The organism is Paraburkholderia phenazinium (assembly GCF_900100735.1).
In the GTDB taxonomy this organism is placed as follows: Bacteria; Pseudomonadota; Gammaproteobacteria; order Burkholderiales; family Burkholderiaceae; genus Paraburkholderia; species Paraburkholderia phenazinia.
The window spans coordinates 90,745-116,844 of the sequence record NZ_FNCJ01000019.1 but is presented as its reverse complement, the minus strand read 5'-3'; the positions used below and the strand labels follow the sequence as shown (position 1 = coordinate 116,844).

General features: G+C 61.5%; 25 protein-coding genes and 2 pseudogenes. 9 read left to right on the top strand and 18 right to left on the bottom strand.

Going from position 1 to position 26,100, the window contains the following annotated elements; genetic code table 11:
* Positions 1-31: 31 nt before the first annotated feature.
* The 3 genes from BLQ92_RS31395 to BLQ92_RS31385 form a co-directional block, all read right to left on the bottom strand.
* Positions 32-2,779, bottom strand: coding sequence for a bifunctional diguanylate cyclase/phosphodiesterase (locus BLQ92_RS31395; protein ID WP_090691505.1), 2,748 nt, complete (start codon positions 2,777-2,779; stop codon positions 32-34).
* Entirely contained in the window at positions 2,776-3,570 is a 795-nt protein-coding gene (locus BLQ92_RS31390) for a substrate-binding periplasmic protein (RefSeq protein WP_090691503.1), read from the bottom strand. Before BLQ92_RS31390 ends, BLQ92_RS31395 begins: the two co-directional genes overlap by 4 nt.
* Positions 3,571-3,928: 358 nt before the next feature.
* Positions 3,929-4,807: a hypothetical protein gene (locus BLQ92_RS31385; RefSeq protein WP_143016710.1), complete on the bottom strand. Its 879-nt coding sequence runs from the start codon at positions 4,805-4,807 to the stop codon at positions 3,929-3,931.
* Positions 4,808-5,363: 556 nt separating this feature from the next.
* Here BLQ92_RS31385 and BLQ92_RS31380 point away from each other — a divergent pair.
* Both BLQ92_RS31380 and praA read left to right on the top strand, forming a co-directional pair.
* Positions 5,364-7,019, top strand: a complete 1,656-nt coding sequence (locus BLQ92_RS31380) for a DUF2957 domain-containing protein (protein WP_090691498.1) — start codon at positions 5,364-5,366, stop codon at positions 7,017-7,019.
* Between the two features lie 215 nt (positions 7,020-7,234).
* Positions 7,235-7,717 (top strand): alkane oxidation protein activator PraA, encoded by a 483-nt coding sequence (gene praA, locus BLQ92_RS31375; RefSeq protein WP_090691486.1) that lies wholly within the window; start codon positions 7,235-7,237, stop codon positions 7,715-7,717.
* A 36-nt stretch (positions 7,718-7,753) separates the two neighbouring features.
* On the opposite strand, the gene BLQ92_RS31370 is transcribed toward praA, so the two are convergent.
* Positions 7,754-9,190, bottom strand: a complete 1,437-nt coding sequence (locus BLQ92_RS31370) for a cytochrome P450 (RefSeq protein ID WP_090691478.1) — start codon at positions 9,188-9,190, stop codon at positions 7,754-7,756.
* Between the two features lie 115 nt (positions 9,191-9,305).
* On the opposite strand from BLQ92_RS31370, the gene BLQ92_RS31365 reads away from it, so the two are divergent.
* Complete coding sequence (locus tag BLQ92_RS31365) at positions 9,306-10,241, top strand: helix-turn-helix domain-containing protein (RefSeq protein WP_090691705.1); 936 nt, start codon at positions 9,306-9,308, stop codon at positions 10,239-10,241.
* A 29-nt stretch (positions 10,242-10,270) separates the two neighbouring features.
* Positions 10,271-11,143, top strand: coding sequence for a class A beta-lactamase (gene bla / locus BLQ92_RS31360; protein ID WP_090691475.1), 873 nt, complete (start codon positions 10,271-10,273; stop codon positions 11,141-11,143).
* Between the two features lie 2 nt (positions 11,144-11,145).
* Here the strand turns inward: bla and BLQ92_RS31355 are convergent.
* A pseudogene (locus BLQ92_RS31355) lies at positions 11,146-11,670 on the bottom strand (MFS transporter); the annotation flags it as partial.
* Here BLQ92_RS31355 and BLQ92_RS31350 point away from each other — a divergent pair.
* Positions 11,628-12,185 (top strand): LysR substrate-binding domain-containing protein, encoded by a 558-nt coding sequence (locus BLQ92_RS31350; protein ID WP_090691701.1) that lies wholly within the window; start codon positions 11,628-11,630, stop codon positions 12,183-12,185. The pseudogene BLQ92_RS31355 and the gene BLQ92_RS31350 sit on opposite strands and share 43 nt — an antisense overlap.
* A 40-nt stretch (positions 12,186-12,225) precedes the next feature.
* Here the strand turns inward: BLQ92_RS31350 and BLQ92_RS31345 are convergent, their stop codons facing one another.
* The 6 genes and pseudogenes from BLQ92_RS31345 to BLQ92_RS31330 form a co-directional block, all read right to left on the bottom strand.
* Positions 12,226-13,323, bottom strand: coding sequence for a porin (locus BLQ92_RS31345; protein ID WP_090691472.1), 1,098 nt, complete (start codon positions 13,321-13,323; stop codon positions 12,226-12,228).
* Between the two features lie 59 nt (positions 13,324-13,382).
* Positions 13,383-13,631, bottom strand: a complete 249-nt coding sequence (locus tag BLQ92_RS39660; protein WP_143016709.1) for a hypothetical protein — start codon at positions 13,629-13,631, stop codon at positions 13,383-13,385.
* Between the two features lie 69 nt (positions 13,632-13,700).
* Positions 13,701-13,835, bottom strand: a pseudogene (locus BLQ92_RS40860) (carboxymuconolactone decarboxylase family protein); the annotation flags it as partial.
* Positions 13,836-13,961: 126 nt separating this feature from the next.
* On the bottom strand, positions 13,962-14,159 hold the full coding sequence (locus tag BLQ92_RS31335; RefSeq protein ID WP_342342415.1) for a LysR family transcriptional regulator: 198 nt from the start codon (positions 14,157-14,159) through the stop codon (positions 13,962-13,964).
* Positions 14,160-14,166: 7 nt separating this feature from the next.
* A complete protein-coding gene (locus BLQ92_RS39655) occupies positions 14,167-14,604 on the bottom strand; it encodes a hypothetical protein (protein WP_143016708.1) in 438 nt (145 codons plus the stop codon).
* Entirely contained in the window at positions 14,583-15,419 is an 837-nt protein-coding gene (locus BLQ92_RS31330; protein ID WP_090691466.1) for a class I SAM-dependent methyltransferase, read from the bottom strand. The genes BLQ92_RS39655 and BLQ92_RS31330 overlap by 22 nt, the downstream gene beginning before the upstream one ends.
* A 73-nt stretch (positions 15,420-15,492) precedes the next feature.
* Between BLQ92_RS31330 and BLQ92_RS31325 the strand changes: the two genes are divergently transcribed.
* Together BLQ92_RS31325 and BLQ92_RS31320 are read left to right on the top strand one after the other, a co-directional pair.
* The gene (locus BLQ92_RS31325; protein WP_090691462.1) at positions 15,493-15,927 is read left to right on the top strand and encodes a helix-turn-helix domain-containing protein; all 435 of its coding nucleotides are present in this window, start codon (positions 15,493-15,495) and stop codon (positions 15,925-15,927) included.
* A 128-nt stretch (positions 15,928-16,055) separates the two neighbouring features.
* Positions 16,056-17,663 (top strand): EAL domain-containing protein, encoded by a 1,608-nt coding sequence (locus BLQ92_RS31320; protein ID WP_090691460.1) that lies wholly within the window; start codon positions 16,056-16,058, stop codon positions 17,661-17,663.
* A gap of 23 nt (positions 17,664-17,686) precedes the next feature.
* Here BLQ92_RS31320 and BLQ92_RS31315 read toward each other — a convergent pair whose 3' ends face one another.
* The 6 genes from BLQ92_RS31315 to BLQ92_RS31295 form a co-directional block, all read right to left on the bottom strand.
* Complete coding sequence (locus tag BLQ92_RS31315) at positions 17,687-17,983, bottom strand: cupredoxin domain-containing protein (protein WP_244896697.1); 297 nt, start codon at positions 17,981-17,983, stop codon at positions 17,687-17,689.
* Positions 17,984-18,067: 84 nt separating this feature from the next.
* On the bottom strand, positions 18,068-19,012 hold the full coding sequence (locus BLQ92_RS31310) for a metallophosphoesterase family protein (protein WP_090691454.1): 945 nt from the start codon (positions 19,010-19,012) through the stop codon (positions 18,068-18,070).
* A gap of 150 nt (positions 19,013-19,162) precedes the next feature.
* A complete protein-coding gene (locus BLQ92_RS31305) occupies positions 19,163-19,978 on the bottom strand; it encodes an anti-sigma factor family protein (protein WP_090691451.1) in 816 nt (271 codons plus the stop codon).
* Complete coding sequence (locus BLQ92_RS31300; protein ID WP_090691448.1) at positions 19,978-20,517, bottom strand: sigma-70 family RNA polymerase sigma factor; 540 nt, start codon at positions 20,515-20,517, stop codon at positions 19,978-19,980. Before BLQ92_RS31300 ends, BLQ92_RS31305 begins: the two co-directional genes overlap by 1 nt.
* 208 nt (positions 20,518-20,725) lie before the next feature.
* Complete coding sequence (locus tag BLQ92_RS40245; protein ID WP_175772395.1) at positions 20,726-20,902, bottom strand: hypothetical protein; 177 nt, start codon at positions 20,900-20,902, stop codon at positions 20,726-20,728.
* A gap of 4 nt (positions 20,903-20,906) precedes the next feature.
* Positions 20,907-21,668 (bottom strand): LysR substrate-binding domain-containing protein, encoded by a 762-nt coding sequence (locus tag BLQ92_RS31295; RefSeq protein WP_090691445.1) that lies wholly within the window; start codon positions 21,666-21,668, stop codon positions 20,907-20,909.
* A 529-nt stretch (positions 21,669-22,197) separates the two neighbouring features.
* Here BLQ92_RS31295 and BLQ92_RS31290 point away from each other — a divergent pair.
* Positions 22,198-22,485 carry an EAL domain-containing protein gene (locus BLQ92_RS31290; RefSeq protein WP_090691442.1) on the top strand — a complete coding sequence of 96 codons (288 nt, stop codon included), beginning with the start codon at positions 22,198-22,200 and terminating at the stop codon, positions 22,483-22,485.
* 125 nt (positions 22,486-22,610) lie between these two features.
* A complete protein-coding gene (locus tag BLQ92_RS31285) occupies positions 22,611-24,947 on the top strand; it encodes a patatin-like phospholipase family protein (RefSeq protein ID WP_090691438.1) in 2,337 nt (778 codons plus the stop codon).
* On the opposite strand, the gene BLQ92_RS31280 is transcribed toward BLQ92_RS31285, so the two are convergent.
* Positions 24,944-26,065, bottom strand: coding sequence for an ATP-binding protein (locus tag BLQ92_RS31280; protein ID WP_090691435.1), 1,122 nt, complete (start codon positions 26,063-26,065; stop codon positions 24,944-24,946). The genes BLQ92_RS31285 and BLQ92_RS31280 overlap by 4 nt on opposite strands.
* Positions 26,066-26,100 lie beyond the last annotated feature (35 nt).

The following is a 26,100-nucleotide window of genomic DNA, read 5'->3' as shown; positions in this document are numbered from 1 at the left end:
GCTCCTCGGCGCCATATCGTTTTCCGGATGGTCACTCGTCTACACACTGGCGTGCTTCGTGTTCGCTCAACACCGCTTCAAAATCCTCGACGGCAAGCGGGCGGCAGAAATAGTAGCCCTGATACGCGTAGCATCCCACTGCAGCGAGGAAATCACGCTGAGCCTCGGTTTCCACCCCTTCGGCGATCACGCCCAAGCCGAGGCTCTGCGCGAGTGCCACGATGGTTTTGGCAATCACGGCGTCGTTGGGATCTACGAGGACATCCCGCACGAATGAGCGGTCGATTTTCAACTGGTCCAACGGCAGGCGCTTCAAATAGGAGAGCGACGAATATCCGATACCAAAATCGTCGAGCGCAAAGACGATACCTTTGGCTTTCAGTGCCCCCATCTTCTGGATGATGTCCTGCACATTGTCTACCAGCACACTTTCCGTCAGCTCGAGCTTTAACCTGTCGGGGCGCGCGCCGGTTCGACCGATGACGCTCAATACCCGGTCCACGAAATCAGCTTCGCGGAACTGCTGGACGCTGACATTGACCGCAATCGTCAGATGCGCCATGTCGGGCCGCTTTGCCCATTGCGCCAGTTGTGCGCAGGCAGCCTCCAGGACCCAGCTTCCTAGCGCAAGGATGAGTCCGGTCTCTTCAGCCAGCGGAATGAACTCTGCGGGAGGCACGATACCGCGCCTGGGATGCTGCCAGCGCACCAGCGCTTCAGCGCCTGTTATGCGGGCGCCGTCGACCTGCGCCTGGTAGTGCAGCAAGAACTGCCTGCCGGCGATTGCATCGCGCAACCCCGCCTCCAGCGCAGCGCGCTGCACCACGACTGTCTGCATGTCCGGATCGAAGAAGCGCACGGCATTGCGGCCTCTTTCCTTGGATTTGTACATCGCGAGATCGGCCTGCTTCAGGAGCTCATCCATCGATGCCTGATGCCCTTTGAACACGGTGGCGCCGATGCTCGCGCTGCTGCGGTATTCGATCTGGCCAAGCTGGTACGGACTGCCAAGAACGGCGAGGATTTTTTCACCCACGGCCTTCGTCTGGTTAGCCGCCTCCTGCCAGCTTTTGTGCAAATTCCCCAGTACCACCACGAACTCGTCGCCTCCCACCCTGGCCACTGTGTCGCCCTCGAATACGCTCTCTGCCAGGCGCTGCGCGACTTGCTGCAGCAGCAGATCGCCTTTGTCGTGGCCCAACGTATCGTTCAAGGTCTTGAAGCGGTCCAGATCGATGAACAGCAACGCGCCACAGGCCTCGCTCTGAGCGCTGGCCGTGATCGCCTGCTTCAGGCGATCCAGCAACAGGGTGCGGTTGGGCAACCGGGTCAGTGCATCGAAGAAGGCCAATTCCTTGATCCGCTCTTCCGCGATCTTGCGTTCGGTAATGTCGTGACTGCTCGTGCGAAAACCGATGAACGCTCCCCTCGAATCGCTAATCGGCACCCAGGACGCGGAAAGCCACATGAGCGAGCCGTCCTTGCGAATGCAGCGAAATTCGAGGTCGTCTCCCCGCAGGCCCTGTCGCGCCTTCTGAAACTCAGGGGCAACGCGGGGGATGTCCTCCGGATAAATCACCGTCCGCGCAAAGTCGGTCAGGGCCATGCACTCCTCGACCGTATATCCGATGTATTTCTCCACGGCTGAGTTGATCCAGCGTGGCTTGCCGTCGGGTCCCCACCAGATCTCCCAGTTGACCGTACAGTCTGCAATCGCGCGGAATTTCTCTTCGTTCTCGCGCAATTCTCTTGTCATTGCCGAGGCAAGCCGCATGGCGCGGCCGCGACCGGTCATCATGAGCCAGGTGAGCAGCGCGAGGAGCAGGCTCAGGCCCGTGCCGGTGCTGGCGATCGGCAGCGCCGCGTTACGGCCGAAGCGAGCCTTGAAGTCGTCCTGCGCACTCATCGACAGGGTCCAGTCATGTCCGCCGACGACCAGATATTCGTTGCCCGACATGTCCGCAGCCAGATGATGACCAGGCGCCTCAGGCGTCTTGTGCAAAAGTGCAGCGGACGACTGTTCGACGCCATCGTAAATGGCGATGGTAAGGCCGGGCGGTTGCGCGCCGTACAAGCTGGCAATGACATCGTGCATATGGAACGAGGCGTAAACCCAACCGACCAGGTGCGCGCGGCGCTCGGCGACGCTGTCTTGCGACTGGCCTCGTGCGTAGATCGGCAGGTACATGACGAACCCAGGGCGAGCATTGCCCCGGGCGTCCACCGCCAGGTGGACCTTTCCGGAAATGGTCGCCATGCCGGAGTCACGCGCCCGTTCCATGGCGCGCCGCCGCACAGGGTCACTCCATACATCGAAACCGGGCGGCGCACGATTGATGCCGATATACGGCTCGCGCTGGATGATGGGCGCGTAGTTTTCGCGCGCGCCTTCGGGCTGGATCGTGTAGTCGGGCAGCCCCTGCCGGCGCATGGTGGCGATATGCCCGGCCATTTGTGTCCCCGGTACCCACGCGACGATGCCGATAGCCTGGATACCGGAGAAGTTGGCGTCGAGATTGAGCGTGTCGACGTAGTCGCGGAACCGGCCGCGGTCAATCGCACCGTCAGCGGCGAACAGGCTCTGCACGCCGCGCAGCAGCAGTTCGTACGTACCCATGCGCTGCTCGATCCGGCTGACAGCGTCTCCCAGCGAAAAGTCGAACTGGGACAGGAGTTCATGACGGGCGGCTTGCCGCTCATGGTCCCAGAGGATCCAGGTCACGCTGAGCGAAGCGGACAAAACCAGCAGCGGGATCAGAACAAGACGCGACCAGTTCACGGCTGCGTCTGGAAATCGACCATCGAATCGGCGAGGTCGGGTTTGAAATACTTCTCGAAGATTCGCCGCACGGTGCCATCCGCGCGCATCTCATTCACCAAGGCGCGCCACTTTTCCCGCTCGGATGGCGGCAGCGCCTTCTTTGACATGATGAGGCCGTGAGGTACGGCAGGGTCGTCGAACTCCACGATGTTAGTCACGTCGCGGATTTTCTTTTCATCGATTGCCGGGTAATCGAATGGCTCGATGATCATGCCCTGAATGCGCCCGACAAGCAGCGCCTGATACAGCGGATCCAGACCGCCGGCCTGGGTAACCCGGTTGTCGGCGGCGAGCGAGTCGACCAGCCGGTTGGCGGACTCGCTGTAGCGAAAGCTGCGGATGACGCCGAGCTGAAACTGGTCGTTGTGCTCGAAATCGGCCAGGCGATGGATTCCGGCATCCTTGCGCACCAGCAAATAGTATTTGTCGCTGAAGTACCAGGCGAAATCCGCGTACTGGTTACGCTCACTGTTAGCAATGCCCGACAGGCTGAAATCGAGTCCGCCGGATTCGATCAGCTTCCAGATCCGGGCCCGCGACATAAGGCTGACTCTGACCTGACAACCGCTGCGGCGGATCAACTCGTCAGCGAAGTCTTTGTCGATCCCGGTGTCCGTGTCGACGGAATAGAGCAGACCGTGATCGTGCAAAGCCAGGGTAAACGAACGCGAACATTCGGGACCAGCGGCCATAGCACCGCCAATACAGCATAGGATTAGCAGCAACCCCGCAAGGCCATGTCGAATCACGGTACCCCCCGTCGTACGAAGGTGACTTGAATATCACAACCAGTCTTCCCAGCCATGACAAGGATGGCGCATCCCGCCATCTGGACACTTTGAATGCGGCTGACAAGATGCCATCTTTTACGGACTGGCCAGCCCTACCCCTGCCCGGCCGGGACAGCGGGACATTCAATCCGAACGCGCTCTTCACGCAATATCGGCAACGCGCGGCAGTTCTTGAGGGTAATGGCGGCGCAGCGCAGGACACTCAGGTCGACGCCTCAATAAAGAGGAAGCCCCGAAAGCCGGAAAGGCAATCGGGGCTTCGGTAGACAAGCGCCTGACCCGGTCGGACGCCCACCGCCCATCCGGCGCTTCGCCGTCAAGACGGCCAGTGCAACGCTGCTCGAAGTTGGGCTGCCCGATCGGTTGCCGCGCGCTGCTCGCTCTCCGTGCCGGTCAGATATTGGCCAGCGTCGGACGTACCGGTCTCAGACATGCCCAATTGCAGCAGCGCCAGTACGTTTCGCGTCAGCAGTCCGTTGGCGCATACCTCGGGGGCGGAGCACAGTTGGCTCAGCATGGCCAGTGCGGCGGGGTACGCGTGAGCGGCAAGGGTAAATACGCGGTCGCCCAGCATCTCGCCGCTTGGCAACGGAATCTCCAGCCACTGGTCCGGATAGCGGTCCGCTAGCGCCAGAACGGCTGCGGGCTGACCTGCGTCGGCGGCCTTCTTTAGCAGGTCGTCGGCATAGCTTGCGCCGTGCAGTTTCACATCGCCGCAACGCAAGCCTTCGTCCTGAGCGGACAACGCGCCACGCTCGCAAGCATCGGCCCAAGCCGCAGCTTCAACCAGACCTTCCGGGTCGCTGCGCGCGGCAAGCGCACTGAAATCCGGATATGAGAGCGCACGTTGCAGCGCTTCGGTCAGCGTCTCGCTGGTGTTCGGTCCCGACTGCGCGGCAGTACTGCTGCGTGCTGCGGATTCGAGTCGCGCGAGCACGTCGATACCCGGGTGTGCAAAGGCAGCCGGCTCAACGGTTGGCCTCTGTGCCGCGCTCACGCCGCCCGGTGTGAGCACGTCCGGAACCTGCGTCGTCGCATGCATTGCAACAGGCATCGTGCGCGCCGCTGCGAACAGCGGCCAGTGGCCCATCAATGCCAAGGTCACCGCAATCGTGACGCCTCCGCATATTACCCATCCCGCGAAACTCCATAGCGATTTCGCAGTAGATTTTTCCGCCTTGCGCAAGGACTGCATGCCAGCTCCCATATCAGCGACCAAAATCGGAAATCATTCTATTAGGCATACGGTTGATTATGAATATCGTCAACCCCGGAGAGCAGAATACGTCAATTGCATCGTGTCATCCGGTAAAACTGCATTCTGGCGAATTAAGACAATTCATGCGAGCGTTTTAAATCGCAGCCGACCGGCGAGCTTAAGCGCCGCTAGCCACAGCCGCCTGTTTGGATCAAAGACTCTATGTACACGCAGGGCCCGTGGGGCTAGTGTATGCCCACAAATTATCTGAATATCCGGCCAGCGAGTGCAATGCACCACGACATCACTGTCTATCGAGGAAAACGACTGCATTGGCAACTCGCAATGCGCAAAGCATATTGCGAAGTTCAGTTTCTTTCCGATGCAATTCGCATTATTCGCATGAAACGTTCTCCTGTTTAAGCGCGGCGGCTCGCGTTACGCATAAGGGTGGATACGTTTGTCCGCAGGGAGTACATCAACCGGCACATGAATGCCGGATGAATAGATGTTGTTTTGACTTTTAATAAAAACATGGCCACGGAGACAAATGATGGCGCATCGAGAAAGCAGGCGAGGCTTTGCAGTTTTCATCATTAGTGCACTCGCATTTCCTTTACTACTGGCAGCGTGCAACGGCAGCTCACCCGGCGCGCCGGGTCCTATCTCCGTCACCCAATGTACCGGAAGCACCTGTACGCCACAGGGCGCGCCCTCTTCCACACCGGTCGTTGTCAAGCAGCTCTGTCCCGAGTCCCTCGACTACTCGACGACCTACTCGGGTGGCTCTGGAAGCGGTGAATACATCAAGATGCAGTTCGACTCGACCAAGATGCAGTATCAGATGACCTTTGTCGAATCGTTCGTGCCCACCTCGTCCGGGCAGATCAACCAGTCGCGAGCGGGCCTGACCATTACCGGTTCGTACGTGCATCCCAACCAGTACCAGGTGACCGACTCGAGCGGCAACGTCACCACGCCCTATGGCTTGCCGACTGCGGAGCAGAATCGCTGCGCCATCTTGCTGGAAAACGGCGCAACCTCGGACGGCACCTATTCGATCACCGTCAACCCGCAGGATCCGCCTATGCTGTTCGTCGGCCAGGGCATCATCGGGGGCGGCATTCCGGGGTCCTCCATCCAGTTCAATGGCGTTCAACTGTTCCCCGGATACACCATCGGCGGGGTGCCCGCGCGCACGTTCGATTCGTACCCGTTCCTCGGCTTCAGCCAGACCGTCACCGACTTCTCGCAGGTGGCGGGCACATACAACGAGCTGGGATTCCGCATGACGCCCGAAGGCACCAGCTTCCAGACCGGGGCGCCCGTCGTGACCACGGGCAGCAATATCGGTTGGCAGCCCGACGCGATCCAGGCCTCGGAAACCTTCAATGCCGACGGCTCGTGCGTGCCTGACAGCTCCACCTACTCGTGCAAGTCCACGGGTGCGCCGTGGACGCTGCGAACCAATGCGGACGGCACGCCGGACAATGTGTTCGTCAGCAAGCCGCCAAGCGGACAGCAATACTTTCCCGCGGTCGGCCAGTCGATCACCCAGCTGGTCGGCGGCACCAACAATGCTCACGGCGTGATGATCGTCGGCAACGTCAATGGCCAACTGGTGCCGGTCATCATTCGCGTCGGATATGCCTCCACCAGTGGGACCAACCCGTTCGCTTCCGTGCTGGACGACCAGATCGGCATTTCCCTGCTTGCACCCGCCACACAACTGGCATCGGGCGCCTTGAGCGGCGGCTACATCGGGGCCAACAGCGCCTCTGCCTGCGGCGCGGTCACATATGCCAACGCGGTGCAAGGCACGGTGGTGATCAACGGCCAGTACACGAGCGCCTATGCCTCCGCAGGCGCCTGTATTGATGGCAGCGCGTCGTTTGCGCCTAGCGTGAACTACACCTCGACCTTGTTTCAAGGCTCGGTGGGGAAATTGATCAACCCATTCAAGACCGTGGATTCGAGTGACTTCAACTTCGACTATACGCAGTCGAAACCCGGTCTCGTCAACGTCACTGCAGCGCGACCGCTGATGTCGGGCAGCACATCGATCTATAAGGCCGGCGATACCGGCGTGATGGTTCAGGTGGGGCCGGTGTACGGATTGTTGATGAACGGCGTCAATACACCGTCGACGACACCGACCCAGGCTGGCGTCGTCAATCCGTACCTCTCAATCGGCGCATTCGTGCAATAGCCCTCGCATCAAGCATGCGGTTCGTCTGTCCTGAAGGTCTACCCGATCTTCAGGATGACGAATGACGCCGTGCGGCCGCGTGTATCACGTTGCACAGGCTGCACGGATAGAGGCAGTTCGGTTCGTCAACAGGCGAGGCAACGGTGTTCCTGAACACCACTGCTTGGCGCCTACATTCGGCAACTTCGTTGCCATTTAACCATGGAAGGCAAATCATGAAGCTCATCAAGACGTTCGCTCGCGGTGGTGCTGTCGCTCTCATTTGTGCCGCCCTCTCACCCATCGTCTCAGCCGCCACGATCGGACCGGCGGGATCTTCCTTCAGTGCGCCGGGCACGATCAACGTCAGCACGCCGATCGCCCCCAACGTCAGCTGCGGCATCACGCTTAGCGGCGTGGTCAGCAAGGACGGCACGTACGCCCAGATCAATTCGGTTGCGCTCACCGGCGGTGGCTTGTGCGGTGTACCGCAGATCACCGGTTTGCCGTGGAAACTCGTCGCCACCAGCACCACGACTGGCAACGTGGCGAACGTCGGGTTTAGCGTACTGGGTGTGGGTTGCGGTCCCTCGACCATCAACGGTAGCTGGAGCAACGAAACCAATACGCTGAGCGCAAGCGATCAGCCGCTAGCCGGCAGTTGCACGGTCAATAGCCTCTCAGTTAGCCCGAACCCGGCGTTTACGGTTTCGCAGTAAGCGCCGTACGAGCTTCGCCGCGTTCTGCGGCGAAGCTCAGGTTGAGATCGCTGCGGCCTGTGGTGCTGGGGCGAGTTGCAGGGATAGAGGACGGCTTGGTCTAAGCGAGACGTGAAACACCGGCTGAGGCGCCGTCATGCCATCCGGCACTGACAATTGAAAGCGTTGCAAGAGCATGGCCGCGACAACGGTCAGTTCGGTCATGGCGAGGTGCTGCCCCAGGCAAACGCGTGGGCCCGCTCCGAAAGGCAGATAAGCGCCGCGTGGAATCTCCGGCGCTCCGGACGCGAAACGCTCGGGCCGGAATGCCTTTGGCTCGGGGAACCAGCGTGAATCATGGTGCATCAGTTGAACCGGCACCATGAACATGGTTCGCGCGGGAAACTGCCAGGCGCCCAAGGTGATGGGTTTAAGCAAGCGACGGCTGTTGAGCACCGGCGCGCCGGGGTAAAGACGCAGCGTTTCCTGAAGCGTCTGCGTCAGATAACGCAGCGATGGCAGGACATCCATTGTCGGCGCGCGGCCCGCGAAAACCTTGCGAACTTCCTCGCGCGCAGCGGTCTGTACCTTGGGACTATCGGCCATGCACCACGCCCACCAGGTCAACGCCGCCGCGGCGGTTTCATGACCCGCGAGGAACGTCGTCATGCATTCGTCGTGCACCGCTTGCAACGGCCACGCCGCCGGATCGTCGAAATGCATCCGCAGCAGGCTCGACAACAAATCCTCCGGCCAGGCGTCACGCGGCTTGCGCACACGGTCCTGCAAATGGCGGCTCACTATGTCCTTTAGCGTCGCCAGCGCCATGCGCTTCGCGCGCTTCCAGGGCGCCCAGTCGGGTGCGCTTGCCGGCCAATAGAACTCGGCATTCGCCGCAACCATCACCGTGTGGACCGCTTGCTCGGCTGTACGGGCATCATCGCCTGGCGCAGTCGAGAACATCATGCGCAGGATCACGTCCATGGTCACCGAAGTCAGCGCACTCTCGATCGGCCAGCGCCGATCGGTTTGCGGCCAACGCGCGAGCGCCTGCTCGACGGCCGCGACCATCGACGGCACGAAGGATTCAACTGTTTTGCGCGAGAAATTCGGCAACAGGGCATGCCGCTTGCCACGCCATGCCTCGCCCTCGGAGACGAATACGCTCTGCCCCTGCAGACCGGAGAAAACGCGCATCCCGCGTTCCCAGCGAATCAACGCTTCATGGTGTGTGACCAGCAAGTCCCGCGCAAGTTGCGGATCGGCGACCACGATCTGATGTTCCGGCCAGATGCGCAGATGCACCACATCGCCGAAGCGCTGTTGCCAGGCGCCAAGCGTGCCCAGCAAGTCGTTCGACATGCGCCTGAGCAAGCCCCAACCCGTCAGGCCGGCTGGCGGCCCCGGCGGCCAGACACCAGGAGGATGGCAAACCGGCGGCGCAGACGACGGTTGCGCGTGGAAAGGGCATTGGGGTGTAGAGGGTGTATTCATGGCACACATTGTTCGTCTCTGGAGCGGGCGCGTCTTGAACGCAAACGACATCGCCGGCGGTTTGCGGTGTCCGGCGTGACACCCGTGCCTGGTTTGCTTACACTCCGTCGTCATGATGCTCGATACTCCATCGACCCTGCCGCTCTGCCCCGATCCGCTGACACGTGCCCCCCGCGTCTCGCCGGCAGAGAAGACAGTGCACACGCGACTTCACCTCGCGCCGGCAGCGCTGCAAGGCGCGTTCGTGGCGCTCATCAGCCGCGATACACGCAGCCTGCAACTGGATAGCGCGCAACGCTTGACGCATTTTCCGGCCTCGCCACTGGTGTCTCTTTCGTGGTTCAAGGGAGCTGAGGTAGGGCTAGCGGAACGCACTGCCAATGGCCCGCAATGGCGGTCCTTAGGCGCGCCTGTCGTGTTCTCTGGCAGCCAGTCACGCCCCACCGCTAGCTGGGCGCCCACCACAGGGCGTGGCTACATGTTGTGTGTCACCGCGGATGTCGCGCAGACGCTATTTGGAATTGAATTGCCGGCCATCCATGATCGCTTCGTCGACGCGCGCGCCTTGCTCGGCGAAAACTGGCAGCCTCTGTTGGAAGCGCTGCTTGACGCTCCCGACGATGCGGCCACGCTGTCCGTCCTCGAGCAACATCTTGCGCCGCTCTGGCAAGTGCTCCAAGGGCGAAAATCGAGCGCGCCCTCCTTGCGTCAATCGGGCCGGCATTGGGTTGAGCACCTTGCCTGGCAAGCCCACGAATGGCGGCGTACGCTCAGCCCACGCCAGGTGGAGCGCCGCATTCAGGCGTACAGCGGACGATCCTTGCGGCAGTGGCAATCGCTGGTCAAGTCCGAAGGTGTGTTCTTTCGTGCAAGAGAGCGCCATGAGGCGGGACAGGCGTTCGACTGGGCCGGGCTAGCCGTTGATGAAGGCTTCGCCGATCAAGCCCATTTGAGCCGCAAAACCAAACAGATCACCGGTTTTACGCCAGGCGAATTTGCCCAGCGCTTTGCCGAGGATGAGTCGTTCTGGTTGTACCGCTTATGGGTATAACCGTGCTCCCGAACAAACAGGATAAATCAATGCCCCACTCCACCACCCGGCGAAACCTGATCCTCGGGTTACCTTTTCTCCTCGGCATGGGCGCTGCCTGCCCTGTTTTCGCATCCGACTCCCCGCTAGCCGATATCGAGCGCCGGCACGGTGGCCGCCTCGGCGTCTTCGCCATCGATACCGGTTCAGGGCGAACGCTGAGCTATCGCGCCGATGAGCGCTTTCTGATGTGCAGCACCTTCAAAGGACTGCTGGCGGCGCAGATACTCGCCCGTGTAGATACCGGCAAAGAGAACCTCGCTCGCCTCGTGCGCTATACCGCGAAAGACCTGATTTTTACCTCGCCCGTAACGAAAGCCAATGTTTCGCAAGGCGTCATGTCGGTTGGCGCGCTTTGCCAGGCCATCGTGGAGGTGAGCGACAATACGGCCGCCATCCTGTTGATGAAAAGCGCTGGCGGACCCGCGGGCTTGACGCAGTTTGTTCGGGATCTCGGCGATACCGTCACCCGCTCCGACAGGTACGAGCCCGAGTCGAACCAATACAACGGTGTGCGCGACACCACGAGTCCGAGAGCAATCGTAAAGCTGGCGAACAGGATTCTCCTAGGTGACGTTCTGAGTCCACTATCGCGTACGCAACTGGAAAGCTGGATGATTGCGGCCAAGCCGGGTCTCAACCGGATTCGCGCGGCTTTGCCTGCGGATTGGCTGGCGGCCGACCGGCCGGGAACGAGCGTCGAAGAAGAAACCAACGACTATGCGCTGGTACGGCCGCCGGGACGCGCCCCACTGCTCGTCGCCACCTATTACGATGCGCCGGGCGTCAGCATGGACTCTCGCGAAGCCGTCTTGCGTGAGGCCGGAACTGCCTTCGTCAAATGGGCCAGGACCACAACATGATGAACAGCGAGCGCCGAAATCGCAGGATCGATCTGCTGCGGAAAGAGCGTGGAGAGTATCTGGCAGACGCCGGCAATCAGCAGGCCAGTCTTCGCGATGTCAACCACACTCCAGATCCGCAACATTAGCCGCACCACGACCAGCAGACCCAGGACGAAGCAGACGCCGATCAACCCACTGAACAAACCGAGTTGCGAGCTCGTGTAGTGAAATCGTGTCTGCAGCAGCATGAGATCGACGCGCGCCTTGCCGGAGGCAAGCGCCGTGTCCCGGTAGGAGCGCCACGTCCAGATCGCACAGATTGCCGAGAGCGCCGCGACGAGCAGAAACGGCCTGCCATAGTTGAAAACCGGCGCAATGGTCCGATCCGAGGTAACGCCGCCTAATACGGGGCCCACAATCACGCCAGCACTAAACGCGAGCGACATGATGCTCATGTTGTACGCCTTGTTCTCAGGCGTGCTCATATCGGTAATGGCAGCTTGTGCGATGCCCTGGCAGCCCGCCATCAGGACACGTGGGCCGCGCGCTGGTTGCGGCACCCGCCTATCTAGAGCGGCACGGTACGCCGGCCCAACCTGACGATCTGGTGGCGCATCCATTTATCCGCGTCATGGGTCTGTTTGGCGACGGCGTATTGCGAATGCTCGATGCACAACAGTCGCCGATATCCGCACGGGTCACCGCCGCGATTAGCGTCAACCATTGGCGCCCCGTCCATGAATTGCTCGTCGCGGGTGCGGGCATTGGCGTGCTGCAGGAACCGGTCTGTGCAAACGCCATCGCCAGCGGAAGCCTGGTTCGGCTTCTGCCTGACTACACCGTGCCGGGTTTCGAACTGAATGCGCTATGTGCTCGCCCCATTCCATCAAGGACACGCGCCATCATGGCATTGCTCGAGAAGGAATTGCCCGGCGCACTGCGCGCGGCCGAGACAACGACGCAAAGCGAGCATTGCGAAACGCCTTTAGAGCGAAGTCTTCCAGCAATCCTGCTTAGCTCAAGAAAAACGGCGTGCACCTCGCAGTGCGCGCCGTCATAGAGGCAAGTGCACAGTCCGGCAACAAGCCGGACCATACGCATCAGAAGATATTGCGCATACCCACTGCAACACCGGTCTGGTTGTTGCGGCCCGGGAAGTCCGCAGTTGCAGCGCCGGTGCCGTGAATGAAATCGACCGTGCCATACACTTCGGTACGCTTGGACAGCGAGTACTCGGCAAGCAGCACGCCCGAGTAACGGACGCCACGGCCGAGTGTCGTGTCGTCGGCATTCAACGCATTGCGTGAGTGATCGTAGTAACCCGCTGCGGTCAGCAGCAACGGCGTCGTCACCTGCCAGGTCGTACCGACGTAGAAGCCATCGTCGATCCGGTTGGTGTTGGTGATGGGCGTCGACCAGCCGGCAGCTGGCGAGTTCGCAGCCGCCATATACAGGTCGACCATGCCGGTATTGTCCTGGGCATGCAGCCAGCCCGCATAGGCCTTGACCGTGCTGAATGCATAGACCGCGCTAACGTTGACGACCTTGAACTTGTTGTTCTGCAGATCGCTGTTCTGCTGATAGCCGGCATCGAGCGACAGGCCAGCGTACGTATAGGAAGCGGTCAGGCCGTACATGTTGTTCGCGCCGGTGCTGCCGGCCACGCCACCAAAGCTGTACATGCCCTCGACGTTCAGGCCGCCGAACTGGCCGTTGTACTTGACGGAGTTGTTCTCGCGCAGGCCATAGCCGAGTGCGCCGGGCAGCCAGCCGTCCTGATCGAAGTTACCCACGGTCAGCGGGTCGTAGACGTTGCCGAGCTGGTCGAACAGCGGCGTATTCTGGCGGCCGAAGGTGAGCGCGCCGTACTGATTGCTCGACAATCCAACATAAGCCATCCGGTTGAACAACGTGTTCTGGCTCGCGAACTGGCCATTCCAGAGGTTGAAACCGTCTTCAAGCCGGAATACCGCAGACAGGCCGCCACCCAGGTCTTCGTTGCCCTTCAGGCCCCAGCGGCTGCCGGTGATCGGACCGACGCCCATCGAGACCTGGCTGTCGTTATTCGCATTCGCGTTGGTCAGGTAGCGCACGCTCGTATCGACAATGCCGTAGAGCGTGACCGAGGTTTGTGCGAAAGCGGTTTGAGCCGAGAGGGCAAGCAGTGCCCCGCCAATAGCGATCGTGGTTTTCTTCACCGGGATTTTCCGTTTGCTTATTTGTTAGGCACCCTGCCCGTCCAGGCCGCGGCCTCGGGTTATGCGGCAAGTGCTGTTGGGGATCGATGATATTTCCGCGACAGAATTTTAAAAAAATATTTAATTCGTCTGTCGCTGGTTTGCAACATTTGATGTGCAACGGTATAGCGGGAAGAACCTTGCAGCGATAGCAGCGCATTGGCGCCCTGAACAGAATTGATGTCCGTCTGGTATTTCCCCTCATTGGAACGGATCAGAGTCGTGTGCTTATTCGATGCGAAAGGCATGTATGTGAAATCGCGTGACATGCCTTTCGCATTACTTCCAGATGTTAGTTGCCTGGATGACAACTATGAGTTGGCGAGGCAATTGATCGATCAGCCCTTATCGGACAGTTCGTTGAACGCGTCCATTACGCGCCCCGAGTAGGCAAGCGCAGCTCCCGCGTTCATGGCAACCGCAACGCCAAGGGCCTCCGCTATCTCCACCTGCGTGACGCCGAGGTCGATCGCTTTTTAGGCAAAAACGACTTCCAGTCTTTCAGCATGGTGCGCCTTTAGGAGTTAATCGATCAGGTTGCTTTGGTACTCGCGCCGAGGACGCGTAGCAGACGCTGCAATGCCGCGTTGGCATTGCTCTCAAGGTAAGCGAACGCCAGCGGAATGGGGAGCGAGAGATTCGCCCGCAACGGTCATCTTGACACCTTGAGGCGTACGGTCGAACAGCCGCGCGCCCAGCATCTCTTCCAGATCCTGAATCTGGCGCGTAATCGACGGCTGCGTGATGTTGATACGCTCGGCAGCCAGGCGGAAACTCTGGTTCTCGGCAACCGCCAAGAAGTATTTAAGGTGTCGTAGTTCCAAGCTGCGACCCTTCGTTACTCGTTTGCGGCTCCGCCAGCAATACCGGCAACTCCCGCATCGCCGCCTGAACCGACTCGGTATAGGGCGCGAAATCAGTTGCCGGATCGGCGAGCCTGCCCTCGGAATTCAGCATCTCATCGTTGAACGCAATAGCGGGTATGGTTTGAGCCGGATGCATATGCAGACCGAGATGGTGGAGACCATCAGCACGGCCCGCAACCGGCTGTTCAACGAAGTGCTTGCCGAATGGAGCACGACTGAACGCCGGGATCTGACCCGTCTGCTGAGAAAGCTGGTCGACTCGGCGAATCAGGCTTTGCTCGCTGCTGAAACCGAACTCAGATAGAGCGGCATCGTCCTGCGCCCCTGCTTTGGCGCAGTCTACGCGGATGGCGCTCAGGCGCAGACCATCCAGCAAGCAGCGGTGTAGTGCACGTCGGCGCCGTGCACATAGGGATCGAAGGCGCTGCGAACCGTTTCGACGACTTGCTTGCGCGTATGCTGGTCCGCCTCCTGAAGACACAGACCAACAGGGCCGAGTTGGGTGAGGTAATCGATCAACTGATTTTCGGGCAGGGAGCACTGCACATCGATCGGCTGGATGTCGATCCCGAGCCAGCCGCTGTCTTCAAGGATGGAATCGACACGTTGCCGGTCTGCGAAGGCGAACTGTCCCGGCGCACCGGGCCGACGGACGGGCAGATTCGGCAACAGCGGCGCGGCGGCACGCTCGGCCGTCGTCATGAACGGGTTGTCCGCGGCGCTGCGCCAGGCGATGAAGGCGAGCTCGGCGTCGCTGCTTGCGGCGCGCAGCAGGTTCTCGAAGGCCTGCACCGGGTTATCGAAGAACATGACGCCAAAGCGCGAGATGATCCGCTCGAAGCTCGCCGGCTCGAAGGCATGAGTCTGCACGTCGGCGAGGATAAAGCGTGCCGCCGAGCCTTCCTGTTCGGCTCGTGCCCGGGCAGCGGCGACCATCGGCGCGGAAACATCGGCGCCGAGACAATGGCCTCGTTCACCGAGCTGTCGTGCCACTGCCAGTGTTGTGCTGCCGGTGCCGCAGCCGACGTCAAGGACGCGCTGCGCGGATGCCGCGCCAATCCTGGCGACGAGTAGATCTTCAAACGGTTTGAACATTGGGTCGAGCAGCGCCTGGGCCGTCACCCAGGCGCGTCCGGCGCCGCCGCTCCAATGGGTTGCCTGCCCGGTTTCTGTCTGGTGTGTGGTGCCCATATTCGTTGTCCTTGGCTTGCCGCGGGAAGGGAAAGCTACACTATGCGAGTTCAAGTCGACTTGAGGTCAAGCGGTGACCAAGCTAGACATTGCCGAAGTGGTGCAGCGTTCGGGCGTTCCCGCCTCCACACTCCGCTTTTACGAGGAAAAGGGCTTGATTGCATCCAGCGGCAGGCTGGGGTTGCGCCGCCAGTTCGATGCGGGCGTGCTGGACCGGTTAGCGTTGATTGCGCTGGGACGCGCCGCTGGATTCTCGCTCGATGAAGTCGCGCTGATGTTCGCGCCGCAAGGACAGCCGCGCATCGACAGGCAGATGCTCTCGGCCAAGGCGGATGAACTGGACAAAACGATCCGTCAATTAAGCGCTATGCGTGACGGACTACGACACGCTGCTGCGTGCCCGGCACCGAGTCATATGGAGTGCCCGACTTTCCGCCGCATTATGCGGGCCGCAGCGTCGGGGGCGATTGGAGGGCGCAGGAAGGGGGATCGGAAGCCGCCGCGTTAAGTCGAGGGGAAGCTCCGATGTCGTGGTGGCCGGTGCATTAGCATGCGATATCATCTGACAAATCGACCACGTCCGCCATCCCGGTGCTGCACCCACGGCGTGGATCCATCCTCGTTTGCCGCGATGCCATGTACGACTCGTCGAACACTGCCGGCAAGACCTCGATTGCCGAAGCCTCCGCGTCGCCTCCGGTCTGGCGCGGGATTGCCCCACGCTTGTGGCAGATTGTGGCTATCGCATGCGGCCTGTCCGTCATGCTCGCCATGCTGATGGCCGGTGACCACTACGCCACGCGCGCCGTCGCTGCGCGCGAGCGCCTGATCGGCAGCGACCTCGCCGCCTCCGTCGACACCATCCTGAGCGGCGTCAGCTCGCGTCGCGTAGCCGATCTGAGCGCCCTCGCCGGTCAGCCGTGCGCGCAGGTGGAGCATCAGTTGTCGGCGTTGCAAACCTACGTCAGCTACGTGCGCGCGATCACGCTGGTGCGAAACGGGCGCGTCTATTGTTCATCTGGCCTTGGGCCGATCGATGTACCGCTCTCCACCTACCGGGCCCAGCCCGGCGTGCCGGTGAGCATCAAGCTGCTCGCCGAAACACAGTTCCAGCCGGGCGTGCCGGTTATCGCCATGTTCCATGCAACGGGCCAGGACACCGGCGTGCTCTACATTATTGAAGGTGGATACATTGCCGATACGCTGGCTCACGGCGTGCGATACGGCGCGCAGCAAACCGCGTTGTCAATCGCGGGCAGCGGCAGTCTGACCGACCACGGCGTATTCGTGCCGGCCGCACAGGACACGCAGCTCAACGCGACACGCGTTGAATCCAGCATATGGCCGTTCGCGATCGAACTGAGCGCATCACCAGCCTTCAGCATGCAGATGCGCTGGCAGTATGGCCTGCTTTTCGGCGCCGCGGGCCTGCTGCTCGGCGCCCTCATCGCAGCGCTCTACTTGCTCGTGCTAGCACCGCGCCGCCTGCTGCTCAGCGCGGTGCGGCGCGGTTTGAAACAAGGCGAGTTGCACGTCGTCTATCAACCGATCGTCGAGATTACGACTCGTCGCGTGGCTGGCGTGGAGGCTCTGTTACGCTGGAATCATCCCAAGTGGGGCGCCGTCAATCCCGCCGTGTTCATGGCCGAGGTCGAGACCAGCGCACTGCTCGCCGAGGTGACGCGCTTTATCTTGCGCACTGCGACCGTAGAAATGAGCGCATCCCCGCCGGCGCTGCCGCTGCGCATTGCAATCAACATCGCGCCACGCGATCTCGAGCGGCGCGGCTTCGTCGCCGAGGTGCTGGCGGTTGTCGACGCATTGCCAGAAGGCGTGAGCCTCGTGCTCGAGTTGACCGAGCGGTTCTTGCTGAGCAAAAGCCCGCGGGTAGTTGCGATCTTCGAGACGCTCAAGGCGCGCGGCGTGCGCTTCGCCATCGACGACTTCGGCACACAGCACAGCAACCTCGATCTGCTGAGCCGCTTTCCGTTCGACTACGTCAAGATCGACCGGCAGTTTGTTGCGCAAGTGGATATGGGCGGAGCTGACCTGATCCGCGGAATCGTAGCCGTCGCCGGACACTTCGATCTGGTTGTGATCGCCGAGGGCGTCGAAACGGAGGCACAGCACCGCGCGCTGCGCGACGCTGGCGTCCCGTTTGGGCAGGGTTATCTGTACCAGCGGCCGCTGCGCGCAACCGAACTGGCACAGAAACAAGTAACCGCGCACTACGCGCATCACTAAGACGCACGTGGCGGGCCGCGCCCCTACTGCACCGTAATGGTCGCTCGCATATTCGGGTGGATGCCGCAGAAAATCTTGTAGATCCCCGGTTTATCGAACTTGTACTGGAAGGTTTCGTTCTGATCGAGCGCCGCGGAACGGAACAGGCCCGCGTCGTTGACCACCGTATGCGGCTCGCCATCGAGGTTCTTCCAGGTCACCGTGGCACCGGTCTTGACGGTGATCGCCATCGGCGAAAACATGAAGTTCTTGATCACCACGGCATTCGCCTCCTGCGCCTGAACGGCGGAGAAGCCGGCTGACGCCGCCAGCATCAGCATTGCCATGAGTGCAAGTCTCATCAAGTGTTGAATAGCATTCCTAATCATGATTGTTGTCCTTTTGGCAAGCATTGATAAACTGGTTCAGACGAGCGTGGTGTCGTTCAGCGTCGCTTTGAGCGGGTGGCGCATGATCTTGATGCTGGTCACGCCCAGCATCCGCGGCAGTTGATCGCTCGCCACCGTCAATGGCATGGGTCCGGGCCCCTCGCCTGCGGCCGGTTGCGGATAAGCGGTCGAGCGCGCCGTATGGAAGGTGATATTGCCCTCCACCTTCGAGACAATCTGATGGATGTGGCCGTTCAGAACCGTTACCGAGCCGAAACGCTTCAGATAGCTCATGGCCTGGCCCGCATCCCCCGTGCCCCAACCCCATGGCTCGTAGATGGTCCACATCGGCATATGCGCGAACACGACGATCGGAGTACTGGACGAGCGGCCCTTCAGGTCGTTTTCGAGCCACGCAAGCTGATCGTCACCCAGGCCCCCCAGGCCGTTCGGCTTGAAATGCATCACGTTGACGAGACCGATAAAGTGCACGCCGTTGTGGTCGAAGCTGTAATAGCCCTTGTTGTCGGAAGCCTGGCCGAAACGATTGAAGTACTCCGTGCCGGGTCCATCGGTCACATCGTGCTCGCCGGGCACCGTATGCAACTCGGTGATATTCAGGCCCGACAACAACTGGGCCGCGAGATCGAACTGCTCCGGCTTGGACAGATGCGTGATGTCGCCTGTGTGAATCGTCAAGGCCGGCTTGACCGGCATTGCGTTGACGAAGTCGATGGTCTGCTTGAGCGTGCCCGCCACGTCCGGATTGGCTTCCTTGTTAAAGCCGATGTGCGTGTCGCTGATCTGCAGGAACAGCGGCACACCCGAGGCCATTGAGGAATCCTTCGAGCTGGCGGCCAGCGCCAGTTCGACCGGCGTGAGAATCCCACCGGCAAGGACAAACACCGTGCCCACGCCACCGAAGGCGAGACACTTCAACGCGCCGCGGCGCGACGGATCGGATGGAAGATCTGACGGCATGGTGACCTCACGATTGAAGTTCAGGAGGTAGGCCGGCGGCTCATCCGCCGGGCCCCCTGACTGGATTCAATGAGGAGACTGTTGCGTCACGCGGTTTATTCCGCGAATCAGGAAAATTTTGTCGAACGAAATCAGGCTGTGCCGCAACCGTCAGGAAGCAGGATGCGCGCGCAGATTCGTAATGAAGCCATTGAGCTCGGCTTCACCGGCATCGGTAATGGCCCAGTAATTCATTCCCGCGGCACTCCAGTGCGCCAGATGGTAGCCCTGCCGCTCGGCGATGTGCGGCGTGGCGCCCGCGTCGTTGCCCGGCCAGACATACAGATTGATCGGGTGCAGCTTGTAGCGGTAGACCATCACCGCGACCGCATGTCCGTTCAGGTAATCGAGCCTGCCGCCCACCAGCGGATACCCTTGTTGCGCAAGGTCGATCACCGGTGGCGCAAAGTCGAGCTTGCCGTCGAACCACGGCTTGACCGTGTGGCGGTCCGTCGAAATCACGTCATACAGATGATCGAATTGCAGCGATCGCACATGGCTGTCCACCAGTTCCTGCGTCAGGTGCGTATCGCCGGGAGGCATCGAGAGGTAGAGCCCCGCGCTCCATGTCAGCGCCACGAGGCTCAACACCATCGCGCCGGCCGGCGCCCAGCCCAGCCGCGCTCCGGCGCCGCCCGTACCTGCGCGGCCGCCAAAAGCGCCCGTCCCAGCCAGCCGAACAGCCAGGCGCTGCCACAGCGAGCGCCGCCCCGGCAACGCAGCGCGGATGCGTTGCGCCAGTTCCGGTGGCGCCTCCCAACGCAAATCCGCCTGGCGCAGTTGCGTACTAACCTGGCGCTGCTGCTCATAGGCCTGTTTGCACAGCGCGCAGCCGGCGAGATGGCGCTCGAATTCGAGCGCCTCGGACAAGCTCAGTTCCTCGTCGATATAACCTGGCAGCAGTTCAAATGCCTGTTCGTGCTCCATCACGCCTCCTGATCCGTCGGTGCGAGCAGCGCCGCAAGTTGCTGGCGGCCGCGCCCGAGGCGAGACATCACCGTGCCCATGGGAATTCCCACAATCACGGCAATTTCCTTGTACGACAATTCTTCCAGTTCCCGTAGCACCACGACCTCCCGGTATTCCAGACGCAAGCTGCGTAGCGCGTGGTGCACCCGCTTGCGGCTCTGGCTGCGAATCAGCTGCGCCTCAGGACTGTCGTCATGCTCCGCACTACCGGTCTCGAGGCTGTGCAGGTCTTCCTCGAATTCCGTCGTCTGCGCCGCATGGCCCCGGTTCTGCTGATGCCATGTGTAGAAGGTGTTGCGCACGATGCTCAACAGCCATGCGCGCGCATCCTCGCCGCGGAAGCTGCCAAAGAAACGAAACGCGCGCAGGTACGCCTCCTGGACGACGTCCTGGGCGTCCTGGTCGTTATGCGTCAGCCAACGTGCAACATTGAAGGCCGAATTCATGTGCGGCAATACCAGCGACTCGAAGCGCTTCGCGATGATTGGATCGGCCATTGTGAAATCCCTGCGGTAACCCCTGTGCGTGACCGACACTGAGCAGACTGTCCGCACGTCGTTTTTATTCCCGAACTCGCCAGGCGCTCGGGTCCGGCCAGCGGAAGGACGATTTCACGGGCATTGTAGCCGGGTTAAGGGCCGCAACGAGCGACCAGGCGCGGCGGCCGCAAAGCGGCCGCGCAGGGAACGCAGTTGCGTCATGCCGCTACGGCGTGACGCCGAGGCATTCCGCCTTGTCACGCAGGATGGCGGCCAGTTTGGGAAGGGCGAAGTCCAGAAACATGCGGGCCGACAATGTCACGCCCTGGCGCGCCGGCAAGATCGCGTAAATCGTCGCGGGTTCGGGATCCCAGCCAACGCCGTCCTTGAACACATCGACCATTTGCTTAGCATGCAGCGCCTCCCGGCACAGATAGCGCGGCATACAGGAGGCCGCCCATCCCAGCAATGACCGCCGCCTGTTGGACCGCAACGCTGCCCGTGATGAGATTCGGCAGATACTCGTGCGTATGCTCGCCCTGGGTGGGATGGAAAAACCGCAGCGTTTTCAGGCCGCCTTGCGCCGCCCGCGCATGGAGCTTGTATTCGCGGAGTTGCGTAGGGTGCGAAAGCCGGCCATGCGCGGCCACCAGAGCCGGGCTGGCCGCGACCATCATGGGGACCGTGCCGATCGTCCGGGCCACCAGGCTGGAATCGCCAAGCGGGCCGGTCTGCACGCAGAACGCGAGGTCGAATCCCTCCGCAATGATGTCGGGCACCCAGTTGCGAGTCTCGACCAGGATATCCAGCTGGCTGTGCCGTTGGCAGAATTCGGCGGCCACCGGCATCAGGTCCAAGGCCGCAAACGTGGCAGGGGCCGTGATACGCAGCAGGCCGCGCGGTTCGCCATTCAAGTCCGCGGCCACCCTGAACGCCGCCCTGGCCTCGTCGGCGAGGGTGCGAGCGTGCCCATAGATCTGCTCGCCCGCCGCCGTCAACGAAATGCTCCGCGTATTGCGCTGGAGCAGGCGCACCCCCAGGCGCTGCTCCAACTCCGCCACGCGCCGGCTCAGTTTGGAGCGCTGCATCCCCAAACTGCGCGCGGCCGCCGCAAACCCCGTTTGCTGAACCACTTCCGCAAACAGAACCAGATCCTCAAGCCTTTCCATATTCAACAACCCCGAGATTGCTATACGCCAGCCGTTGCCGCGAGTCGGGCCGCACACCCAGTTGGGCGAAACTCAGCGGCTCGACGATCCGGCCGTCCGGCTATCGCAACGCCGGCGCAAGTCTTTTATTAAGCATTACTACACAAACACGATTTTCACGTGGATTCTCTACGCGCTTCTTAAGCGCTTTTTTATTTCATCGAGCTAAAACGTAAGTAGCGCGATTTATGCCGAGGATAATGAACACTCAAAGAGTTCCTTGCAAGAGAACAATAGTTAAATTACATCAAGACGGTTGACAATCGAACGCTCGTGCGCCGCTTGCGCACTGCAATGCTTGAATTGTCCTGGTGACAAGGACAGTGCATTGCTTCCGTTGATAGTTCACGCGGGAAGGGATAACCGCTAGAGTGGGCCGAACTCTATCGAGTGCGATGCCCTCGGCGAAATCGCGCATATCGGTCCCCTTGATCGCCGTTCGCCTTTACGGGGCGGCGATTTTTTTCGTCACCAGGATTCGATAGAAACCATGCACTCGCTCCTGCTCGACGAGGTGCTACCCGTCTTCATCAGTCAGCTCTGCGAACGATATAACGTTGCGCCGAACATGCTGGTGCTCGCCCTGCTGCGCAACCTCAAGCTGGAGATCATCGTCGAAGGAGTGGAAACCTGGGAACAAGCGATGTGGCTGAGTGAATATCCTGACGTCTCCATGCAGGGCTTTTACTTCCGCCGCCCGGTCGCAGCGCTGCAGCAGGCCCTGCAAAACGTGCGGGTCTGCGCCGATCCCCCGCTTCGTCGCGCCAACAGGCGATAACCGGGACGAACTCGGCTCATCGCGCGTCGCCCTACATTTCCCTTTCTTACCCTGCGCTGCAGTAACCTCTGTAACTCGTCGTAAAAACATGTAATCTCTCGGTTTTTCCTCTAGTCGTGAAGCGGATGATCCGAGCGGTGGCGAGCCAAAAACAATCAGGAACGGCGGCATACACAAGGCCCAGCCATACGAAACACCGCTCGCGTTGCACCGCTGCGCTGCTCGTGCTCGGCCTGACGGCCTCGCTGCAATCCGCCCACGCAGCAGACACCTCCTGCACGGTGGCAGGTGGGGCAGCCGGCCGCCCGTCTGTCGGTCTGGTGCTTTCCGGCGGCGGCGCACGGGGCTACGCACACCTGGGTGTGCTGAAGGTGCTCGAAGAAAACCGCATCCCGGTCGACTGCATTGCTGCCACCAGCATGGGTTCGGTGGTGGGCGGCCTGTACGCGAGCGGGATGACTGCACAGGAGATGGAAACCCGCCTCGCCCAGATCAACCTGGCCGATATTGCTTTCGATGTCACGGAGCGCTCCGATCTGCCCCAGTCGCAACGTGAAGACGGGCAGCTCTACGCCGGCAGCCTCTCGGCCGGTTTCGGCAGCAACGGCTTCCGCTTGCCGGCGGGGCTGGTACAAGGCAATCGTTTGCAGGCCCTGCTGCAGGACTGGACCGCCGCAGTGCCGGGCAACACCTCGTTCAGCCAGTTGCCCATCCCGTTCCGGGCGATCGCCACCGATCTGCAAACCGGCCAGAAGGTGGTGCTCGACCACGGTTCGCTACCGCTGGCGATTCGCGCCAGCATCGCGCTGCCGGGGCTGTTCGCCCCGACCGTGGTGGACGGCCGCACGCTGGTGGACGGCGGCCTCGTCAGCAATCTGCCGATCGAAACCGCTCACGATATGGGCGCGCAGGAAGTGATCGCAGTGGATATCGGTTCGCCGCTGCGCCCGCTCGACGCGCTCGCCTCACCCGCCGACGTCATGCAACAGATGATCGGCATCCTGATTCATCAGAATGTGGCGCACCAGCGCGAGCAACTCGGCGCCAACGACGTGCTGATCGAACCGGCACTCGGGCCATTGAACTTCACCGATTTCGCCAACGCCCCGCAGGCGATTGCTGCGGGCGAAGCCGCCGCCCGCGCCGCGTTGCCGAGGCTGCAGCATCTCGCGCTCTCGCCGGAACAATACGCCGCCTGGCGCGCAGCGCACATGATGCCCGCGGCGAAACCGGTACGGATCACCCGCATTGTGGTGAATTCGCACGGCATCGTGCCCGAACGGCGCATCGTCCAGGCGCTGAACGTTCACCCCGGCGACGTCTACGATCCGAAGGCGCTCAACAAGAGCCTGCTCGCGCTCACCACGGCGGGCGACTTCGAAAGTGTGTCACAGCGGCTGGTCAGCGACGGCGACCAGAACACCCTCATCGTCGATGCCCAGGACAAATCATGGGGCCCGAACTTCCTGCTGTTCGGGCTCGGGCTGTCGGCCAGTTCCTCGGACGAAGGCGGCTTCCGCCTGCATCTGGGTTACCGCCGGCCCTGGTTGACGTCCTCAGGGCTCGAGGGTTTGATCGACGGCACGGTGGGCAGCGACATGCTCGCGCTGCACGCCGAATTGCGCCAGCCGCTCTCGTATTCGTTTGGCTATTACGTTGCGCCGTATGTGGAATTCCAGCGCAGCTACGCGAATATCTTCCAGGACGATCCGTATCTCAAGCTCACCCAATACCAGCAGCAGACGGAGCGCGCGGGCCTCGACTTCGGCGTGCCGCTCGCGAACCTGGGCGACTTCCGGGTGGGCGTCGCGTACGCACATGGTTTCGCGTCGCCGCAATATAACCAGCAGTACTTCGATGAGAACGGCAATCTCCAACTTGAATTCCCCGACATCTACGGTCGCGAGTTCACGGCACGCGCACGGCTCGTCATCGACCAGCTCGACGATCCGCTGTTCGCGCGCAAGGGCTATTACCTGGAGCTTCGTGGGGAACGGTCACTGTTCGCGCAACCGCAGAATACCTTTACCGAGGTCTACGGCAAGGCACTGGTGGCCGCAAGCTACGGGCGTCAAAGCATCAACGCCAGTATCGAGGCCGGCAAGGACTTCGAGAACACCAATCCAGTTAATCCGTTCGGCTTCATGCTTGGCGGGTTCCAGCATCTGTCCGCCTATGCTGCCGATCAACTGGCCGGCAACTCCATGCTCTACGCCCAGGTCACGTACATGAATCAGCTAACGACGTTTACCGTCTCGCCCATCCATGCGCTATTCGCGGGCGTAAGCCTCGAAGCCGGCAACGTATGGGACGGCGAGTTTCAATATGGCGGCGGACCGCTCAAACGCAGCGTCACGTTCTTCACCAGCGCAACCAGTTCGTTTGGACCGATCTACCTGGGTGTGGCGTTCGCACCAGGCGGGCGGAACAACTTCTACATCCAGCTCGGCCACACGTATTAAACGGCGCCGGCGGGCCAGCTGATTTCGAAGCGGGCCCCCGGCAAGGTCACCGGATCCGTGACCGCGATCCGGCCGTGATGGGCGCGCAGGACCTGCTGCGTGATGGCGAGGCCCAGGCCGTAGCCGCCGGTGTGGCGGTCGAGCCGTACGAAGGCGTTGAAAATGCGCTCGCGCTCGCTTTCCGGCACGCCCGTGCCGTCGTCTTCAACAAAAATCTCGACGTTGCCGTGCCGCACGGCGAGCCCGACCAGAATCCGCGAGCGTGCGTATTTGCTGGCGTTGCGCAGCAAGTTGCGCATCGCATACGACATCAAGCGCTTGTCCATCACCACGCGCAGCGCCGGGTCGATCTCGACCTGCGGCACGATCTCTTTCTCGGTGTAGAGCAGCGCCGCGTCGTTGACCTGGCTGTCGAACCAGGTGGCGAGCACGGTGAGTTCGAGATTCGATTGCAGCGAGCTGTATTCGAGCCGTGCATAGGTGAGGCTCATGTCGATCAGCTCGTCCAGCTCCGTGACGTCCTGGTCGATGCTGGCGAGAGCGCTGTCGTATTCGGCGGCCGAACCCGGCTCGCGCAGCACCTCCACCGCAAAACGCACGCGGGCAAGCGGCGTGCGCAGTTCGTGCGAGATGCCGTTAGTCAACTCACGTTGCGCGGCGATCAGCCGTTCCATCCGCTCGGCCAGCGCATTGAGCGTGCGCGCGAGCGGTCCGATGATCGTGCTGTACGACTCACGTGCCCGGGTGTTGAAGCGCCCGCCGGTGAAATCGATGGCGCGCTCGCGCACCATCACCAGATCGACCCAGACCGGCCGCATCCAGCGGTACGTCACCACGGCCGGCGCACCGAACACCACCAGCAGGACCGGCAGGATGCCGCCCGGCAACGCCGCCAAGCCGTGCCAGACGACAGCCGGCGTCAGCTCGAACGACAGGGCGAGCAAGGGAATCACGCTCACCACCAGCGCGAGACCCAGCAGACGAAGATAGGCACGCACATAGAGCCTCGACCAGCTCGGCATGCGGTCGGCACGCGTATCGGTCCAGGAACGGCGGAAGTGCAGCCAGCGCCATTTGAGGTAGCGGAAAGCGGAAAGTTTGGGTGCGGCAGGATTCATGGTCACGAACGTCGAGAGGAAGGCGCGCGCCGGCC

Coding starts and splice junctions, on each gene's coding strand:
- BLQ92_RS31385 (WP_143016710.1), bottom strand. CDS start 4,807: ATGCAGTCCTTGCGCAAGGCGGAAAAATCTACTGCGAAATCGCTATGG.
- BLQ92_RS31380 (WP_090691498.1), top strand. CDS start 5,364: ATGGCGCATCGAGAAAGCAGGCGAGGCTTTGCAGTTTTCATCATTAGT.
- praA (WP_090691486.1), top strand. CDS start 7,235: ATGAAGCTCATCAAGACGTTCGCTCGCGGTGGTGCTGTCGCTCTCATT.
- BLQ92_RS31370 (WP_090691478.1), bottom strand. CDS start 9,190: ATGAATACACCCTCTACACCCCAATGCCCTTTCCACGCGCAACCGTCG.
- BLQ92_RS31365 (WP_090691705.1), top strand. CDS start 9,306: ATGCTCGATACTCCATCGACCCTGCCGCTCTGCCCCGATCCGCTGACA.
- bla (WP_090691475.1), top strand. CDS start 10,271: ATGCCCCACTCCACCACCCGGCGAAACCTGATCCTCGGGTTACCTTTT.
- BLQ92_RS39660 (WP_143016709.1), bottom strand. CDS start 13,631: ATGTCACGCGATTTCACATACATGCCTTTCGCATCGAATAAGCACACG.
- BLQ92_RS31330 (WP_090691466.1), bottom strand. CDS start 15,419: ATGGGCACCACACACCAGACAGAAACCGGGCAGGCAACCCATTGGAGC.
- BLQ92_RS31320 (WP_090691460.1), top strand. CDS start 16,056: ATGTACGACTCGTCGAACACTGCCGGCAAGACCTCGATTGCCGAAGCC.
- BLQ92_RS31315 (WP_244896697.1), bottom strand. CDS start 17,983: ATGCTGATGCTGGCGGCGTCAGCCGGCTTCTCCGCCGTTCAGGCGCAG.
- BLQ92_RS31310 (WP_090691454.1), bottom strand. CDS start 19,012: ATGCCGTCAGATCTTCCATCCGATCCGTCGCGCCGCGGCGCGTTGAAG.
- BLQ92_RS31305 (WP_090691451.1), bottom strand. CDS start 19,978: ATGGAGCACGAACAGGCATTTGAACTGCTGCCAGGTTATATCGACGAG.
- BLQ92_RS31300 (WP_090691448.1), bottom strand. CDS start 20,517: ATGGCCGATCCAATCATCGCGAAGCGCTTCGAGTCGCTGGTATTGCCG.
- BLQ92_RS40245 (WP_175772395.1), bottom strand. CDS start 20,902: ATGGTCGATGTGTTCAAGGACGGCGTTGGCTGGGATCCCGAACCCGCG.
- BLQ92_RS31295 (WP_090691445.1), bottom strand. CDS start 21,668: ATGGAAAGGCTTGAGGATCTGGTTCTGTTTGCGGAAGTGGTTCAGCAA.
- BLQ92_RS31290 (WP_090691442.1), top strand. CDS start 22,198: ATGCACTCGCTCCTGCTCGACGAGGTGCTACCCGTCTTCATCAGTCAG.
- BLQ92_RS31285 (WP_090691438.1), top strand. CDS start 22,611: ATGATCCGAGCGGTGGCGAGCCAAAAACAATCAGGAACGGCGGCATAC.
- BLQ92_RS31280 (WP_090691435.1), bottom strand. CDS start 26,065: ATGAATCCTGCCGCACCCAAACTTTCCGCTTTCCGCTACCTCAAATGG.